The organism is Coriobacteriia bacterium, from assembly GCA_018368455.1.
GTDB lineage: Bacteria > Actinomycetota > Coriobacteriia > Coriobacteriales > UMGS124 > JAGZEG01.
The window spans coordinates 22,397-37,841 of the sequence record JAGZEG010000015.1; the positions used below are offsets into that span (position 1 = coordinate 22,397).

A 15,445-nucleotide genomic window follows, 5' to 3' on the forward strand; every position below is an offset into this window, starting at 1 on the left:
TAAACATGGCACTCCTCCGAAGGTACCGATTCATACATAGTTGCCACAATAAGAGTCGACTCCACCAACGTCAACACTGCTGGTACATCTGTTGCTCAGTTGTTGCAGTTGTTGTTCTTTGGGCTTCACGGGTACTTCTAGCTGCAGCTTTCGCGCCATTACAACGCAGTGGGTTGTGGTGCCACAGCATGAACGATGAGTTTTATGGAACAAGTGCTCTCGGTTTGCTGAAGGCCATTTTCAGTTCATCACGCAAGCGTCATGATCCCATATGACATCACGCCGCCTAAGACAAACCACGCCGTCACAGTCGGAACGGCAGTGCCCCGCAAAACGCAACTAATATATATAAGAAGTCGCTCAAGCCACGAGACACGGGGCGACGAGGGGTCACAGGCACCGCGTGATACCGAGATGATACCGACGTGATAAAGAGAATTCTCGGGATCTCCGAAGCACCTGGCAGGAAAACCGCAGGTCAGAGGAGTACGTGCTTAGCATGGCTCCCCTTGGACAGGGTGAAATGTTCCTGAGTGATAAAGAGAACGAGCATCCCGCCCGCACGCCACCTCTGCTACGCCCAGGCGGGAATGTAGCGGCGATACTTCGTGCCCGCCGCCTCGTCCTCCTCCTTGATGATGCCGTCGTCGCAGCACTCGCGTATCAGCCGCGACATCGCGACCGAGCTCGTCTTCGAATCATCCAGGCCAAAACGCTCCCTCAGAGACTGATTGCCCATCGGTTCGTCCTGGGCATAGGACAGGCAGGCATGCCAATAGACGGCGTCTTTGCGCTCGGCCTTCGTCATACGCGCGTAGGCCCGTCCTCCGAACAGCGTAACCTCGGTGCCGAGCCCATCCTCGCTGCGTACCTGCGGCGCCGGCATATGGAGCGCCTCGCATGCCGCAACCGTGAGGTCCCAGCCCGAACCGCCCTCCTCGCACAGTCCCATCTGGCGCAGGCACCTGACGAGCGCCCCGTTTCTCGTCTTGGGCTGGTCGTTCAGCATCCTCTCGACAGGGATGAGCGTCGTCCCAGGGTTGGAAAACTTAACGCGGTTCTCGTAGATCCAAACAACGGGACCGCATGTCATGTCGGAAAGATCCTGGTGGATAACCATGTTGGAAAGCAGCTCTCGCACCGCCCTTTGCGGATACTCCGAGCGAATGCGTCGGAATGCCCCGTCGACACCTTCGGTCGCAGGCGTCATCGACATGATGTGGCGCTCGGCCTCGGGAAGCGAAAGCGCGTATCCCTTGTCAAACGTCACATCGTCAGTGATGTCCAGTCCGGAGGCCCCGGAAAATCGCACGACACGCAGGGCCTTGCTGCGCAGCGACCGGAAAGAACCGAGGTCCCTCGCCATGAGCAGCGCCCCGAGATTCGTTATGGCGTGGCGCCCATTGTCCTGCAGCTTGATAAGGCCCTGCTCTTCGAGCGCCTTCCACACGGCGCCCGGATCGCCGGGACGCCTCACGCGCAGCAACTCGAAATAGGCTGGAACATCGAGCAGCCCCTCAATCTCGTCGGCAGTTACGTCCTTTTCGGCGATCAGGCCTTCAAAATTGCCCGACTGCAGCCGACGCCAAAGCTCGGCCTCCTTCGCGGAGCCAGGTTCGAGGCGAGTCGTGCTGCTTCCCTCGCGGATATACGCCATGCCATTCCAATAAACAGGCTGGCCGAGAGCAGCCCGTATCTTGAGAATCACAAATGCAAGGCCGCCCGCCTCAGCCGACTCGAACTCGTACGACGCATTCTGCGAAACGAATCGCCTGAGCCAGATGAGCAGGTCCTGGTTGCCTTTCGCCTTCTTGGTCAGAGGGTCAAACGAAGTACCCACGAGATGCCTTGTCGCATCATCCACACCCCAGATTTTATAGCCCCACTCTCTGCCATTGAACGCGGCCGCGTTGGCAAGCGCCGAGATGTCTCGCCCGATACGCTCGGGGTCGGCGTTGGCGTCCTTGAATTCCAGCCATTCCGTCTCCGCCGGGTATCCGATGAGAGAATAGATCAGCTCCATGGGACTGGCCTCACCCATACGATCCCTCCGACACGCGTTGCCAAGAAAGCGGGGTGGCAATGCCTCCCCAGCGGTTTTTGATACCGAGATGATACTGAGATGATAAAGAGAAGGCAAAGAGAATCTTGGGCAGACACGGGAAAAGCGTGACGGAAACTGCAGGTCAGAGAGGTATATGTCGATCGGGTCGCCCTGGAAATGGGGCGAAATGTTCCTGAGTGATAAAGAGAAGTGATCGCGGCGGGACCTGAGGGCGGAATTTGGGCGCGGCATTGTCCCGCCGCATCTACCCAGATTCGGACGCGTCCGTGATAATCAGAGGCAAGCTCCGCGAGAAGGCTCCGCTCACTCGCAGGCAGCCCGTCACGCACAGACCACTGGGAGGCTCCCATGCTCGCATCGCGTCGCTCGTTTCTTGTTGGGGCCGCCGTCTCTGTGGCGTCCGCCGTTGCGCCCCTCGGATCCGCGATGGCGACCGAGCGAGACCGCGAGAGCCTCGACGCCTCGCAGTGGAGAGACGCCACCTCGCCTGCCCGCAGCACTGCGCCCGACTACGCTGACGCCGCGAGCTGGGTGTACTGGGACGACGTTGCCGACCCCGCCCGGCTCGAGGGCGCCGGTGGCTCTGCTGCCGCCAAGGACGCCGACCTGTTCATCGTCTGCCCCACGGTCGCGTCGGGCGGCGACGAGGGCGCGCCGAACATGGCGCTCGACGACGCCCGCGACCGCGCAAACTTCCTCGGCGCGCTCAACATGGAGCTCGGCATCTACGACGCCCACTGCCGCGTCTTCGCCCCCTACTACCGGCAGGCCACGCTCTCCGCTTACGGCGACGGCCCCGCACTCGACGGCGCGCTCGCCCTTGCCTACGAGGACATCCGCGCAGCCTTCGAGCGCTTCCTCGCCGAGCGCCCCTCCGGCCCGCTCGTGCTCGCCGGATTCTCGCAGGGCGCCGACCTGGCCATCCGGCTCGTGCGCGACTACTTTGGCGCCGCCGACCTGCGCGAACGTCTCGTCGCGTGCTACGCCCTGGGCTGGCGGCTCACGCAGGAGGAGTGCGACGCGTGCCCCTGGCTGCGCGCCGCCGCCGGCGAACTCGACACCGGCGTCGTCGTCACGTTCAACTCCGAAGCGCCCGAGGTCACGACGTCCCTCATGGTCCCCGCCGGAACACGCACGCTCGCCATCAACCCGCTGAGCTGGGTCACGACGAGCGACCTCGCCCCGGCCGCGCTCAACCTAGGCGCATGCTTCACCGACTACGACGGCGTCATCACGCGCGAGATCCCCCAGCTCTGCGGCGCGCGCATCGACCCCGAGCGCGGCACGCTCAAGGTGAGCGGCGTCTCCCCCGAGGACTACCCCGCCGGGCTCAGCCTGTTCGAGGACGGCGTCTACCACCTGTACGACTACCAGTTCTTCTATCGCAACCTGCAGGAAAACGTCGAGAAACGACTGGCGGCGTACGCGGAGGGGCGCTAGGGGATGCCGGCGCGAACGCGCTCGGGGCGCGGGACCATTGCGCGTAAGGTTCGCAGAGGGGCCCTCCGCGCGAAGGAAAGCAGACGCCGGGGCCGGGACGCTTGCGAAACGCGTGCAGGACGCGGTGTTCCACTCGCGTAAGGACCTCGCGCAGAGGGACGGGAAGGCCATTCCTTGCGGTTGTGCGAGGTCTTGCAAAATGAGGCGCTGAAAATGGGCGCGAATTGCGGGCATGCGAGGTTTGCAGGGCGATTTTGCAGCCTGGGGCGATGGCGAGCAGGGACTGCAAGCCGCCTACCTGCTGGTTTCTTGTGCGCCGGGATGAAGGGCGGCCCGCAAACCTCGCACAGCCGCAAAACGCGCCCAAATCCGAGCGACGGTTTTGCAAAAGCCAGCAGAGCCGCGTTTTCTGACCAGTGCGACCAGCGCGCGACACAGAGCAAGCCCGCGGGGCGCCGGAAGCGGGGCGGGGGATCCTCGCGATGAGCTCAGCGTCCCCTCCCCGCGCGATGCGGAGAAACCGGGAGCGCGCGTCCGCAGCCCACACGGGCCGGTACAATGTCCCCCGTCCCGTCACCGCCCACCTCGGGAGGCCCGCCATGACCACGCCCTCGCCTGCGCCCGAAAGCGCCGCACCCCGTAAGCACATCCTCATCATCGCCACGGGCGGGACGATCGCCTCGACCGAGGACGGCAACGGACTCGCCCCCGCGCTCACCGGCGAGCAGCTCGCAGGCTACGTACCCGAGATAGCAAAGCTCTGCGAGTTCGACATCGTGCAACCCATGAACATCGACAGCACGAACATGCGCCCGCGCGACTGGATGCGCATCCGCGACGAGATCGTCACGCGCTACGACGCCTACGACGGCTTCGTCATCCTGCACGGCACCGACACGATGGCGTACACGGCCGCCGCGCTGTCCTACCTCATCCAGGGCAGCCCCAAGCCCATCGTGCTCACCGGCTCGCAGCGCCCCATGGCCAACCCGTTCACCGACGCCAAGCTCAACCTCTACCAGAGCATGCTCTACGCGACCGACCCGCGCTCGCACGACGTGGCCGTCGTGTTCGGCGGCGAGGTCATCGCCGGCACGCGCGCCCGCAAGCAGCGCACGATGAGCTTCAACGCGTTCACGAGCGTCAACTTCCCGACGCTGGCACTCATCCGCGGCGAGCGCGTCGTGCGCGCGGGCATCGACCAGAGGCCGGCGCCCGAGGGGCTGCGCACCTTCGACCGGCTGAACGAGCGCGTGTTCGTGCTCAAGCTGACGCCCGAGGTGGGGCCCGGCATCTTCGAGCTGCTCAAGGCCGACTACGACGCCGTCATCGTCGAGACGTTCGGCATCGGCGGCATCCCCGAGCACGGCGAGGGCGACGGCCCCACGTTCGAGGAGGCCATCTTCGACTGGGTCGCGTCCGGGCGCACGGTCGTGCTGACGACGCAGGTGCCCGAGGAGGGCTGCGACCTGGGCGTCTACGAGGTCGGGCGCGCCTACGCGGAGTGCCCCGCCATCCTGAAAGGCGCAGACATGACGACGGAGGCGCTCGTCGCCAAGACGATGTGGGCGCTCGGCCAGACGCGCGACCCCGAGGAAGTGCGCGCGCTGTTCTACCGGAGCGTCAACCACGACCGCATCGACGCGGAGTAGCGGCGGGGCTCGCCAGAAAGCGGGAGACCCAGCGCTGGGGCGTCGGGCTGGGATCGCCCTCGCGCGAATCCCCACGCCCCCACCGCTAAGAATTGACGGCTTGGCGACCCTTCCCGGACGCGCTTGCTATTTTTTGACGCTTGGGCGAGCCACTCGCAGAGAAACCCGGCCCTTTTGCCCCCCGTTGTGGCGGCCCCTGCGTCGCCTTTCGGCAAAAGCCCAGGTAACCACCTGGCCCATACGGGCCTTCTTCGCATGCGGCATCGCCAGACTGGCAATTCTTAGCAGCCGTCCTCGCAAGAGGTCGCCAAAGCGTCTTTTTCTAGCAATGGGGCCGCCTCGAGCCCTCTGTCCCGGTAATGTATCGGGCTAACCGGGTCAGCAAGGCCACGCTCGTTCCTCCGAACCGCCCGTTCGCGACCTCTGGCGCGAAACATCGCCCCGTCAGGCTGCCCCGCACGCCTCGATGGCTACACTGGAGGCGCCCACCCAGGCTCAACCAAATCGGGAGGTCCGCCATGAGCATCGCCAGCCATCCCGCCCCATCCCTCCGCCGGGAAGCGCCCACAACGTCGCCGGCGCCCGAGGGCCTGACCCGCCGGACGTTCACCGGGCTGGGCGCCGCGCTCGCCGCAAGCGCCCTCGCGGCCGGTGCGGGCATCCCCAGCTCGCTTGCGCGCGCATCGGAGGCCGCAACCTCCTCGGGAGCCGACGCGGCCCCCTCGCCCGTGGACGACTTCTACGAGGCCGTCAACCACGATACCCTCGCCTCCTGGGAGATCCCCGCAGGCGAATCGCGCGTCTCCACGTTCACGAACCTGCGCGACAACGTGCGCGACGTGCTCGACGACCTCATCAGGACCGCGGCGACCAGCCCCGACCTCGACGATCCCGACCTGCGCACCGTCGGCGCACTCTACGCGACCGGTACGGATGCCGAGACGCGCGACGCCAATGGCTTCGGCACGGTCACCGAATCCTGTCTGCGAGCCATCGAGCAGGCCCAGACTCCCACGGAGCTCCTGTCGTGCACGCTCGACGCCGCCCTGCAGGCAGGCAGCCTCTCCTTGCTCAGGTTCAACGTCGACCAGAATCCGCATGACGCCACGAAGCGGTGCCTGTCGCTCTGGACACCCGACCTCGGCCCCGAAAGGGAGGTCCTGCTCTCGGAAGACGAGGCGCTCAGGCGCGTCGTCGACGCCTACGAGGGCTTCGTCGCCCGCCTCTGGGAGATTCGCGGCGCAGGCAGCGAGGAGGCCCGAGCCATCGCCGCCGATGTCGTTGGGCTCATGCGCGAGGTCGCCCCTTCGTCGCTGAGCGTCGCTCAACAGCACGACCCCTCCGCCACGACAAACCTGCTCACGCCGGGCGAGCTCTCGGAGCTGCTGGGTGGCGCGCTCGACGTCGCGTACTTCTGCGAGGCAACAGGCGCAGACCCCGACGCGCAGCTCAACGTCTGCGACGTCGGCGGGCTGCGGGCGATGGCGTCCCACCTCACCGACGAGGGGCTGCCCCTGCTCAAGAGGTACGCGCAGACGGTGCTGCTCGTCGACACCGCCAGCTATGCAAGCACGGAAGCGGAGGCAGCTAAGCGCGAGTACCTCATGGTCAGCGACGGCCTGACCGAGGCCCCGGAGGCAGAGCGCGACCTGCTCAACACCATCGAGGAGACGCTGGCGAAGCACGAGTGCTCGCGCCTCTTCTGCTCCGCCCGCTTTCCCGAGGCGGCCCGGCAGGACGTCGCAGACATGGCCGGCGACATCGTTGACGTGTTTGCCCGGCGCATCCAGGGGCTCGACTGGATGGGTCCCGACACGAAGGAGCGCGCCCTCAAGAAGCTCGACACGCTCAAGGTGCGCGCCGGGTATCCCGACACCTGGCCCCAGGACTTCTACGACGATGAGGCGAGGCCGTCGTTCCCCGAAGAGGGCGGCGTCTTCGCAGACAACGCGGCGCGGCTTGGGGCGGCAGCGGTGCGCAACGACCTGGCCCTCCTCACCGATGAGAGCCGCGAGTTTGAGTGGTCCCCTACCCCCGCCACGGTCAACGCGTTCTACGAGCAGTCGGGCAACTCCATCACCATACTCGCCGGCATACTGCAGCCGCCGATCTACGACGTCACGGCGCCGCGCGAGCAGAACCTGGGCAGCATCGGGTCCACCATCGCCCACGAGATCAGCCACGCGTTCGACGCCAACGGCGCCCAGTACGACGAACTCGGCAACGTGAACAACTGGTGGACCGAGGCCGACTACGCGCACTTCCGGGAGCTGGCCGAGCACATGGCGGCGTACTACGACGGGTTCTCCGTGAACGGGCGGCAGATCCACGGCGAGCAGACGCTCAGCGAAAACATCGCCGACCTGGCCGGCATGTCGTGCGTTACGCAGATCGCCGTCGAGGAGGGGCTCGACCTCGGGGCGCTGTTCGAGGCGTACGGGCGGCAGTGGGCCACGAAGGGCACGGACGCGTGGCTGGCCGACCAGGTCGCGACAGACGTCCACTCGCCCGCGAAGGTGCGGGTCAACGCCGTGCTGAGCGCGCTTGACGAGTTCTACGAGACGTTCGGCGTGACCGAGGGCGACGGCATGTGGCAGGATCCCGAGAGCCGGCCGAAGATCTGGTAGGCGCAGGGGCAGAGCGTCTGGGACAGCGGGGCGCACCTGGCATCCAGGCTGGGGGCGCCCCGCTTTTTGGAGGGCGGGGCGCCCGTCGCAGCCCGCTACTCCTCCTCGGGAAGCGGCTCGGCCTCCACGAGGTCGATGAGCTCCTGCTGGCGGTGAACCCCCAGCTTGGCGTAGATGTGCCCCATGTGCGTGCGCGCCGTGCCCTCGGCGATGTTGAGCTCGCGCGAGATCACGCCCAGCGTTCGGCCGCGCGCGATCAGCACGAACACGTCGCGCTCGCGAGGCGTCAGGTCGTAGCGCCGCGCCACGGCCTCGCAGCGCACCGCGAGCCCGCCGTCGCCCTCGCCGGCCCGACCCGCGCCCGCGCCCCGGGCGCCCGAGCGCGAGGCGCCCACTTTCGACAGCGTACCCTCGGGCAGCACGAGCACGACGAGCAGGACGAGCGCCAGGATGCTCACCATCGAGAACGCCGAGATGTCCAGCTCGCCGGAGAGCAGCCGGGCCGCCGTCGCGCGGCTGATCATCGTGCCGAACGCCATGCCCGCGTACGTGCACGCCACGCCCCAGCCGAACGTCGCGACCGGCCGGCGGCCGCCCGTGCGCACCACGCCCACGAGCATCGCCCAGAACAGCACGTCGAAAAACTCGTAGCCCGCCGTGATCACGAAGATGGACTCGAGCGTGAAGCGGTCCATGAACAGCGTGAGGATCACGAAGCCCGCCACCATGAGCGGCAGCGACAGCCGGTAGACCATCATCGTGTCGAACCGCTTGCCCAAAACCAGCACGAGCGCCATGAACAGCACGCCCACGGCCAGGATGGCAAGGAACATGTAGTTGGCCTCGAAGAACGCCGGCGTGCTCGCGTCGACCCCCGCGGGGAACGAGTCGAGGCAGCGCCCGATGAGCGAGAACACCGCGATGGACGCCATGAGCCGCACGAGCGTCGTCGACGCCACGGGGTTGCCCGCCTCGCCCGGGACGCTGGCCAGCACGGCGGCATCGGCGGGCTGGGGGCGCAGGCTGAGCACGAGCGAGCCCGCCTCGCCGCGGTTGGTGCACAGCAGCGCTATGGAGAGCAGCGGGGCCACGTAGACGCAGGCCTCAACGGCAGCGTCGGGCAGCGCCATCATCACGAGCGCCGTCACGATGGCCGCCGCCGGCGCCGCGAGCAGGGCGAGCCGCATGCTGTGCCGCACGAAGCGCTCGCCCCAGAGCACCTGCAGGATGCCCGAGGCCGCGCCCGCCAGCGCGAACGCCGCGACCTGCGCCGGCGCGGCCGCAAGCGCCCCCGCGAGCGCCATGGCGGCAAGGCTCAGGACGACGAGGCCCAGCGAGGCGTAGTTGAGCCGCGCGAGGCCCTGCGGCGAGTCGAACAGCCGCGTGCCGAGCAGGGCCGCGACGCACGTGGCGGCCGCGCCCGCGAGCAGGTAGATCTGATCGAGCTGGAAGGCGCCGCCCCCCGCAAGCTCGAAGCCGCCGGCGAAGGCCATCGTGCTGACGACCCACACGCGGCACAGGCCGAAGCCCAGCGCAAGGACGAGCAGCTCGAATAGGGGAATGCGCGGGCGCGCGGAGGAGGCGTCGCGCGGAGACTCGGACGCGTCCGCCGGGATCGAGTCGGTGCCCGCCGCCGTCGCGACCGCTGCGGCCAAGCCGCCCATACCCGACGCTCGCTTTGCTCTCTGCGCTGTCACGGCCACGCTCCCCCGATGCTCGACATTCCACCCGCAAGCGGCGCCGGTGATCTTCTCCCCCGAGAACGAAACGCCGCTCGTCAATGCCACGCTGCCGCCCATTGTCGCACGCGCGAGACGGTTGTGGGGCGCCAATCACGCGGAAGGTTTGGCTAACAGGCGCGTACGGCTCGGACGGGCGGACGCCCGGCATCGGGGCGCCTTGGAGGCCGGTGCGAGCCACGCGCCGCCCGCCGCCTACCGACCGCAGAGCGCCCCCTCCCTTGTTTGCGCAGCTCACGGGGGTCTACGACGATGGATATGATACCGGTCTCGCCCGAAATACGACGCCGCGCCGCTTGGCCACCCGAGCCTGGAGCGGCATTGTTGGAGCCAGCTCGCCGCCTGGGCGAGCATCTGAGCGTCCGGTTCCCGCACGCCGCGAGGCCCGCGAGTTCCTCGGACAGACGCAACGCAAGGAAAGGGGTACGTTAGCTATGAGCAACGACATCTCCCGCCGCAACTTCGTCAAGGGTGCCGGCTGCGCCGCCGGTGCCGCCGCGCTGGCCGGTGCCGGCATGGCGATGGCCGACGAGAAGGCCTCGGCCGCGGCCGACAAGCCCGCCGCGGGCATCCCCGAGACGTGGGACTACGAGTGCGACCTGCTCGTCATCGGCTACGGCGGCGCCGGCATGTGGGCGTCGCTCATCGGCGCCGACGAGTGCGGCCAGGAGGTCCTCATCCTCGAGAAGGCCCCCGTCGAGGGCGGCGGCAACTCGCGCATCAACAACGGCGAGTGGACCATCATCCCCGAGGACAAGAAGGAGGTCTTCAAGGAGTACCTCACGACGTTCTCCAAGGGTGCCATCCCCGCCGAGATGGCTGACGCGTGGGTCGAGGAGTGCGCGCGCAACACCGAGTACGCCGACAAGTACGGCATGACGTACACGATCGTCGACACGGCCCTGGCCGGCGCCATCCCCGAGTACTACAAGCTCGACGAGTCCAAGTTCGCCGGCTGCCAGCGCCTGAGCTCCGTCGAGGGCTTCGGCATGAAGACGTTCCACGAGCTCGACGCCAAGCGCGAGGAGCTCGGCGCCAAGATCATGTTCGACTGCCACGACGAGTCTCTCATCCAGGACCCGACGACCCGCGAGATCCTGGGCGCCTACACGCTCATCGGCTCCGACGAGACGCCGAAGGCCGTCAAGGCGCGCAAGGGCGTCATCATGACGTGCGGCGGCTTCGAGTTCAACGAGGAGCTCAAGAACAAGTACCTCAAGATCTACCCGTTCAAGTTCGAGGGCTGGCGCTTCAACACCGGCGACGGCATCAAGATGGTCCAGGACGTGGGCGCCAACCTGTGGCACATGGACAACGTCATCTCCATGACGGCCATGTACACGCGTGACCCCGAGAACGACTTCTCCGTCCTGTGCTTCTGCCCCGGCTACTCCATGATCTGGGTCAACCGTCTGGGCAAGCGCTTCGTCGACGAGAACAACACCGGCTCGCCCCACAACGGCTGGCACACGCTCATGTCGTTCTCCGACGCCATCTGCGACTTCGACCGCATCCCGACGTGGTGCGTGTTCGACGAGGCCACGTTCACGGCCGGCAAGATGGGCACGAGCCAGGGCGACTCGTTCGAGTGCGGCAACTTCGCGAGCGACCTGCCCGACGAGCTGCGCGACTGGGACGGCTGGAGCCAGGACAACCAGGCCGAGGTCGACAAGGGCTGGATCATCAAGGCCGACACGATCGACGAGCTCGCGGCCAAGATGAAGGAGTGGGACTCCTGGATGGACGCTGAGACGCTTAAGGCGACCATCGCCGAGTACAACGGCTTCTGCGCCGACGGCAAGGACGCGCGCTTCGACCGTGAGCCCCAGACGCTCATCCCGATCGCCGACCAGGGCCCCTACTACGCCTACGCCATCTACCCGGGCAGCTGCTCCACGCTGGGCGGCCCCGAGAAGAACACGAACGGCCAGGTGCTCGATCCCGCCGGCAACCCGATCCCGCGCCTGTACGCGGCCGGCTGCTTCGGCAACTTCCAGGATCACAGCTACGGCATCACCGGCGGCAACAACGCCGAGAACATGGTGTGGGGCCGCATCTGCGCCCGCCACGCCTCCTCGCTGGAGAACTGGGACGCGTAAGGTCTCGTCCTGACGGCGCGCGCTCGGGGCTCAACGGCGCCCGGGCGCGCGCCTTTGCCATGCGGCCTGCGGGCCGAACGCGCCACCTGCGATGATCACGCGGGCGCGGGGCCGCTCTCCCCCGAGGCGCCCCGCACGGCCCGCTGACCACGAGCCCCGTCGCCTCCCCCGGGCGGCGGGGCTTTTTGCGTGCGCGAGCGGCGGGCGGCGACGAGGGCCCCAGGGAGCCGAGAAGCTTGCGAGGAAGCGGGTCCTCGCGCGAGCGGCGGGCGGCAGGGGCTCGCGGGGCAGCAAGACCCGAAGGGTCGGAAGGCCCGCGGCGCGGCGGGAGGGCAGGGCGGGGCGCGCAGAGCGGCAAGGTCTTGCGCGCGGCGGGGGTCCCAGGGGCTTGGCGGGCGCTCTCCGGCAGGTGCGTAGGCCCCGCGCAGGCCCCGATTTGGCAAAAGTGCGCGGCTCTTGGCCATCGGCTGTACTTTTCCAGCAGAAGTGCGCGGCTCTTGGCCCTCGCGGGGCGCCATCACCGCCCAGCGATCCCCTCGCCGCGGCAAAACCGCAGGTAGCGAATCGGCATGTTTTCGCGAGCCGGCGTCGTGAGCCCTCGCCGCACGGAAGAAACGCGCACTTCTGCCCGATCGGTGCAGCGCGTTTCCAAGAGAAGCGCACTTTCGCAGTTTTTAGGCGCCCGGCCGCCCACAAAGATGACACCTCGCAAGAAAAGGCCTCGTGAAAGGCGGCGTTTTGCTGCCGAAGCGGCCGGCCGGCCCGGATCCCGTGGCCGGGGCGCCCGGACAACGGGTAGAATGGGGAGACTTCTGCGCTTTGGGAGTCCCGCGACTTTCATACCGCCGGGACATCCGAAGGCACGGAAAACGACGCAGCTCAAACACAGACGCAGGGCGAGGCATTCATGACTTACAGGCACCCGGCCAGCAGCGGCCGCACCGAGCAGGATATTCCGACAGGCGGGGAGGCCGCGGCCCTCACAGACGCGCTCTTGAGCCGCCGCTCGTTCGCACGCGGTCTGGCGGGCGCCGCCGCCGGGCTCGTTCTGGCGCCGATGGCCCTGCGAAGCTTGGCGCTGGCATCTGAAGCGACGGAGGCAGCCCTGGCCGACGCGCAGAGCCGCTACGAGGCCGCGCAGGGCCAGCTCTCCATCCTGCAGGACCAGGCCTTTGACGCGCAGGCGGCCTACGACCAGACGTCGACCGACCTGTACAACACGAACGTGCAGATAGACGAGCTGCAGGTCTCCATCAACGAGGAGCAGACGGAGCTTGCGCAGGCGCAGGACGTGCTGGCGGACCGCGTGAACGCCAGCTATCGCGCCGGCTCGACGGGCATGCTCGACGTCATCCTGAGCGCCACGAACTTCGACGATTTCGTCAACCGCGTGTTCTACGCGGGCAAGACGTCCGACGCCGACGCTCAGGCCATCCAGAACGTCAAGGACATCAAGGCCTCGCTGCAGGCCGACCAGGACGCCCTCCAGGAGCAGAAGGCCCAGCAGGAGGAGCTCCAGGCCCAGCAGGCCGTCGAGCTCGAGACGCTCAACGCGCAGGTTGCCGAGACCGAGAGCTACGTAGCCAGCCTCGACAGCGAGGTGCAGGGGCTCATCGCCCAGCGCAACGCCGAGATCCAGGCGGCGGCCGAGGCGGCGCGTCGGGCAGCCGAGGAGGAGGCCGCGCGCCAGGCAGCCGAGGAGGAGGCCGCGCGCCAGGCAGCAGCCCAGCAGCAGGCCGCCACGAACCAGGGCGGCGGGGATGCGGGCACGACCGGCGGGGATGCGGGGACCGGCGACGCCGGGACCACCGGCGGGGCAGACGCGGGCGCGGGCGACGCCAGCGGCGGCTCCGATTACGACGATGGCGGGTATGACGACGGCGGCTACGACGACTCCGGCAGCTCGTCAGGCGGCGGCAGCGGCTACCAGCCGGCCGGCGTCGTGAGCGCGGCGTACAACTACATCGGGACGCCCTACAGCGTCATGGACTGCTCGGGGCTCACGTCGCAGGCGTATGCCGACTGCGGGTACTACCTCTATCACCAGTCGGGCGTGCAGTACAACACCGTCGCAGGCGCGGGCGGTATCGTGGGCGCCGACAGCCTCGTGCCCGGCAACCTCGTGTTCTACGCGCGCGGCGGCTCCATCTACCACGTGGCGCTCTACATCGGCGATGGCTACGTCATCGACTCCATCCCCAACGGCGGCGTCCAGGTGCGCAGCATGTACTTCGTCGACGGCTTCTGCGGCGGCGGCAGCCCGTTCTAAGGGCGCGCAACCGCACTGGGGGTATCTCCCTGCTCACAGCCCCAAAAATCTCGGCAGCGCCTGAAAGGCCCGGGATCGCGCTCGCAGAGGCGCAATCCCGGGCCTTTTTGCGCGCGGGGAGGCGCCTCGCGGCCAGGAATGCCGCTCGTGTACGGGCGGGCACCACTCTCGGGTGCGGCCGCGCAGAGAGGGGCACCCGCCACCTGCGGATTCGCTGGACGGCGCGGGGCTCGCGGCAGCTGCGGGCCCGCGGCGGCGTGCACGAGCCCGGTTCCTGGCCGCGGGACGCCGGCGCGCGTGCAGCAACCCTCCTCGGGAGATAACCCCGCGAGCCGGCCAGGCGCCAAAAGCACTACGAGGAGCAAGCCTCCCGTGGCGCGGCGCCGCATCGCGGGCCTATCATGGCGGCAAACCACCTCAGAGAGGAGATCCGCCATGCCCGCAAGCCAGCCCACCCCGCTCACGATAGCCATCCTCGGCGACGAGACGGCCTACCGCCGGCTCCTCCCCGGCAATCCGTGGCTCGACTCCGAGCGGTGCGCGTTCCTGGGGAGGGATGCATCGATCGAGGACGTGCTCGCCTCCGCGCCCGACGCCGACGTCATCCTCTCCGACGTCGTGGCGTCCGTGCCGGCCATGCTCATCGAGGGGCTGCCCCGGCTGCGGCTCATCAACTCCGAGGGCGTCGGCTTCGACCGCATCGACTGCGCGGCCGCAGCGGCGCGGGGTGTCTTCGTGTGCAACAACCAGGGCATGAACGCCGGGGCCGTCGCCGAGCAGACCATTCTGCTCATGCTCGGCCTGCTGCGCTCCGTCGTGTCCGGCGACGCCGCCGTACGTGACGGCCGGCAGATGGAGGCCAAGATGGCCGGCATGCGCCGCGGCATCACCGACCTCGCCGACTGCACGGTGGGCCTCGTGGGACTCGGCTGCATCGGACAGGCCGTCGCCTCGCGGCTGCGGGCCTTCGGGACGCGCGTCGTCTACGGCGGCGGGCACGGACGCAAGGACGCCGCGCTCGAGGCCGAGCTCGGCGTGACGTACCTGCCGCTCGACGAGCTGCTCGCCACCTGCGACTTCGTGAGCCTGCACTGTGCCGTGACGCCCGAGACGACCGGCATGGTGGACGCCGCCTTCCTCGCGAAGATGCGCCCGGGCGCCTACCTGGTGAACACGGCCCGCGGCGAGCTCGTGGACAACGCAGCGCTGGCGGAGGCGCTGGCGGCCGGACGGCTCGCCGGCGCGGGGCTTGACACGGTGGCGCCCGAGCCCGTGACGGCAGACAACCCGCTGGTCAACCTGCCGGTCGAGGCAGCGGGGCGCGTGCTGTTCTCGCCGCACGTCGGCGGCATCACGACAGGTAGCCTCCGCCGGGGGCAGATCCACATGTGGGAGAACGTCGGGCGCATCAAGCGAGGCGAGCGCCCCACCTGCGTCGTCAACGGGATATAGGGAGCGACGCCCCCGCAGCGAGCCCCGGGCAGCCACACGTACTCCGCAGCAACTCGGCGGTTTTCTTGTTTCCCCCCGGTTAAATAGGCTCGGCTTGCCACC

Annotated in this window: 8 protein-coding genes; 6 read left to right on the forward strand and 2 right to left on the reverse strand. The window is 68.0% G+C overall.

What is annotated here, in order from left to right; translation table 11 throughout:
• Window positions 1–574: 574 nt before the first annotated feature.
• Window positions 575–2,296, reverse strand: coding sequence for a putative DNA binding domain-containing protein (locus KHZ24_09695; protein MBS5451460.1), 1,722 nt, complete (start codon window positions 2,294–2,296; stop codon window positions 575–577).
• A 117-nt stretch (window positions 2,297–2,413) separates the two neighbouring features.
• On the opposite strand from KHZ24_09695, the gene KHZ24_09700 reads away from it, so the two are divergent.
• The 3 genes from KHZ24_09700 (at window position 2,414) to KHZ24_09710 (ending at window position 7,784) form a co-directional block, all read left to right on the forward strand.
• Window positions 2,414–3,505 (forward strand): DUF3089 domain-containing protein, encoded by a 1,092-nt coding sequence (locus tag KHZ24_09700; GenBank protein ID MBS5451461.1) that lies wholly within the window; start codon window positions 2,414–2,416, stop codon window positions 3,503–3,505.
• Between the two features lie 599 nt (window positions 3,506–4,104).
• Entirely contained in the window at window positions 4,105–5,157 is a 1,053-nt protein-coding gene (locus KHZ24_09705; protein MBS5451462.1) for an asparaginase, read from the forward strand.
• A gap of 518 nt (window positions 5,158–5,675) precedes the next feature.
• Entirely contained in the window at window positions 5,676–7,784 is a 2,109-nt protein-coding gene (locus tag KHZ24_09710; GenBank protein MBS5451463.1) for a M13 family metallopeptidase, read from the forward strand.
• Window positions 7,785–7,879: 95 nt separating this feature from the next.
• On the opposite strand, the gene KHZ24_09715 is transcribed toward KHZ24_09710, so the two are convergent.
• Window positions 7,880–9,448, reverse strand: coding sequence for a hypothetical protein (locus tag KHZ24_09715; protein MBS5451464.1), 1,569 nt, complete (start codon window positions 9,446–9,448; stop codon window positions 7,880–7,882).
• 509 nt (window positions 9,449–9,957) lie between these two features.
• Between KHZ24_09715 and KHZ24_09720 the strand changes: the two genes are divergently transcribed.
• From KHZ24_09720 to KHZ24_09730, 3 genes are all read left to right on the forward strand, one after another.
• The gene (locus tag KHZ24_09720; protein MBS5451465.1) at window positions 9,958–11,622 is read left to right on the forward strand and encodes an FAD-binding protein; all 1,665 of its coding nucleotides are present in this window, start codon (window positions 9,958–9,960) and stop codon (window positions 11,620–11,622) included.
• 907 nt (window positions 11,623–12,529) lie between these two features.
• A complete protein-coding gene (locus tag KHZ24_09725) occupies window positions 12,530–13,891 on the forward strand; it encodes a C40 family peptidase (GenBank protein ID MBS5451466.1) in 1,362 nt (453 codons plus the stop codon).
• Window positions 13,892–14,326: 435 nt separating this feature from the next.
• A complete protein-coding gene (locus tag KHZ24_09730) occupies window positions 14,327–15,343 on the forward strand; it encodes a hydroxyacid dehydrogenase (protein MBS5451467.1) in 1,017 nt (338 codons plus the stop codon).
• The last annotated feature ends 102 nt before the right edge of the window (window positions 15,344–15,445 follow it).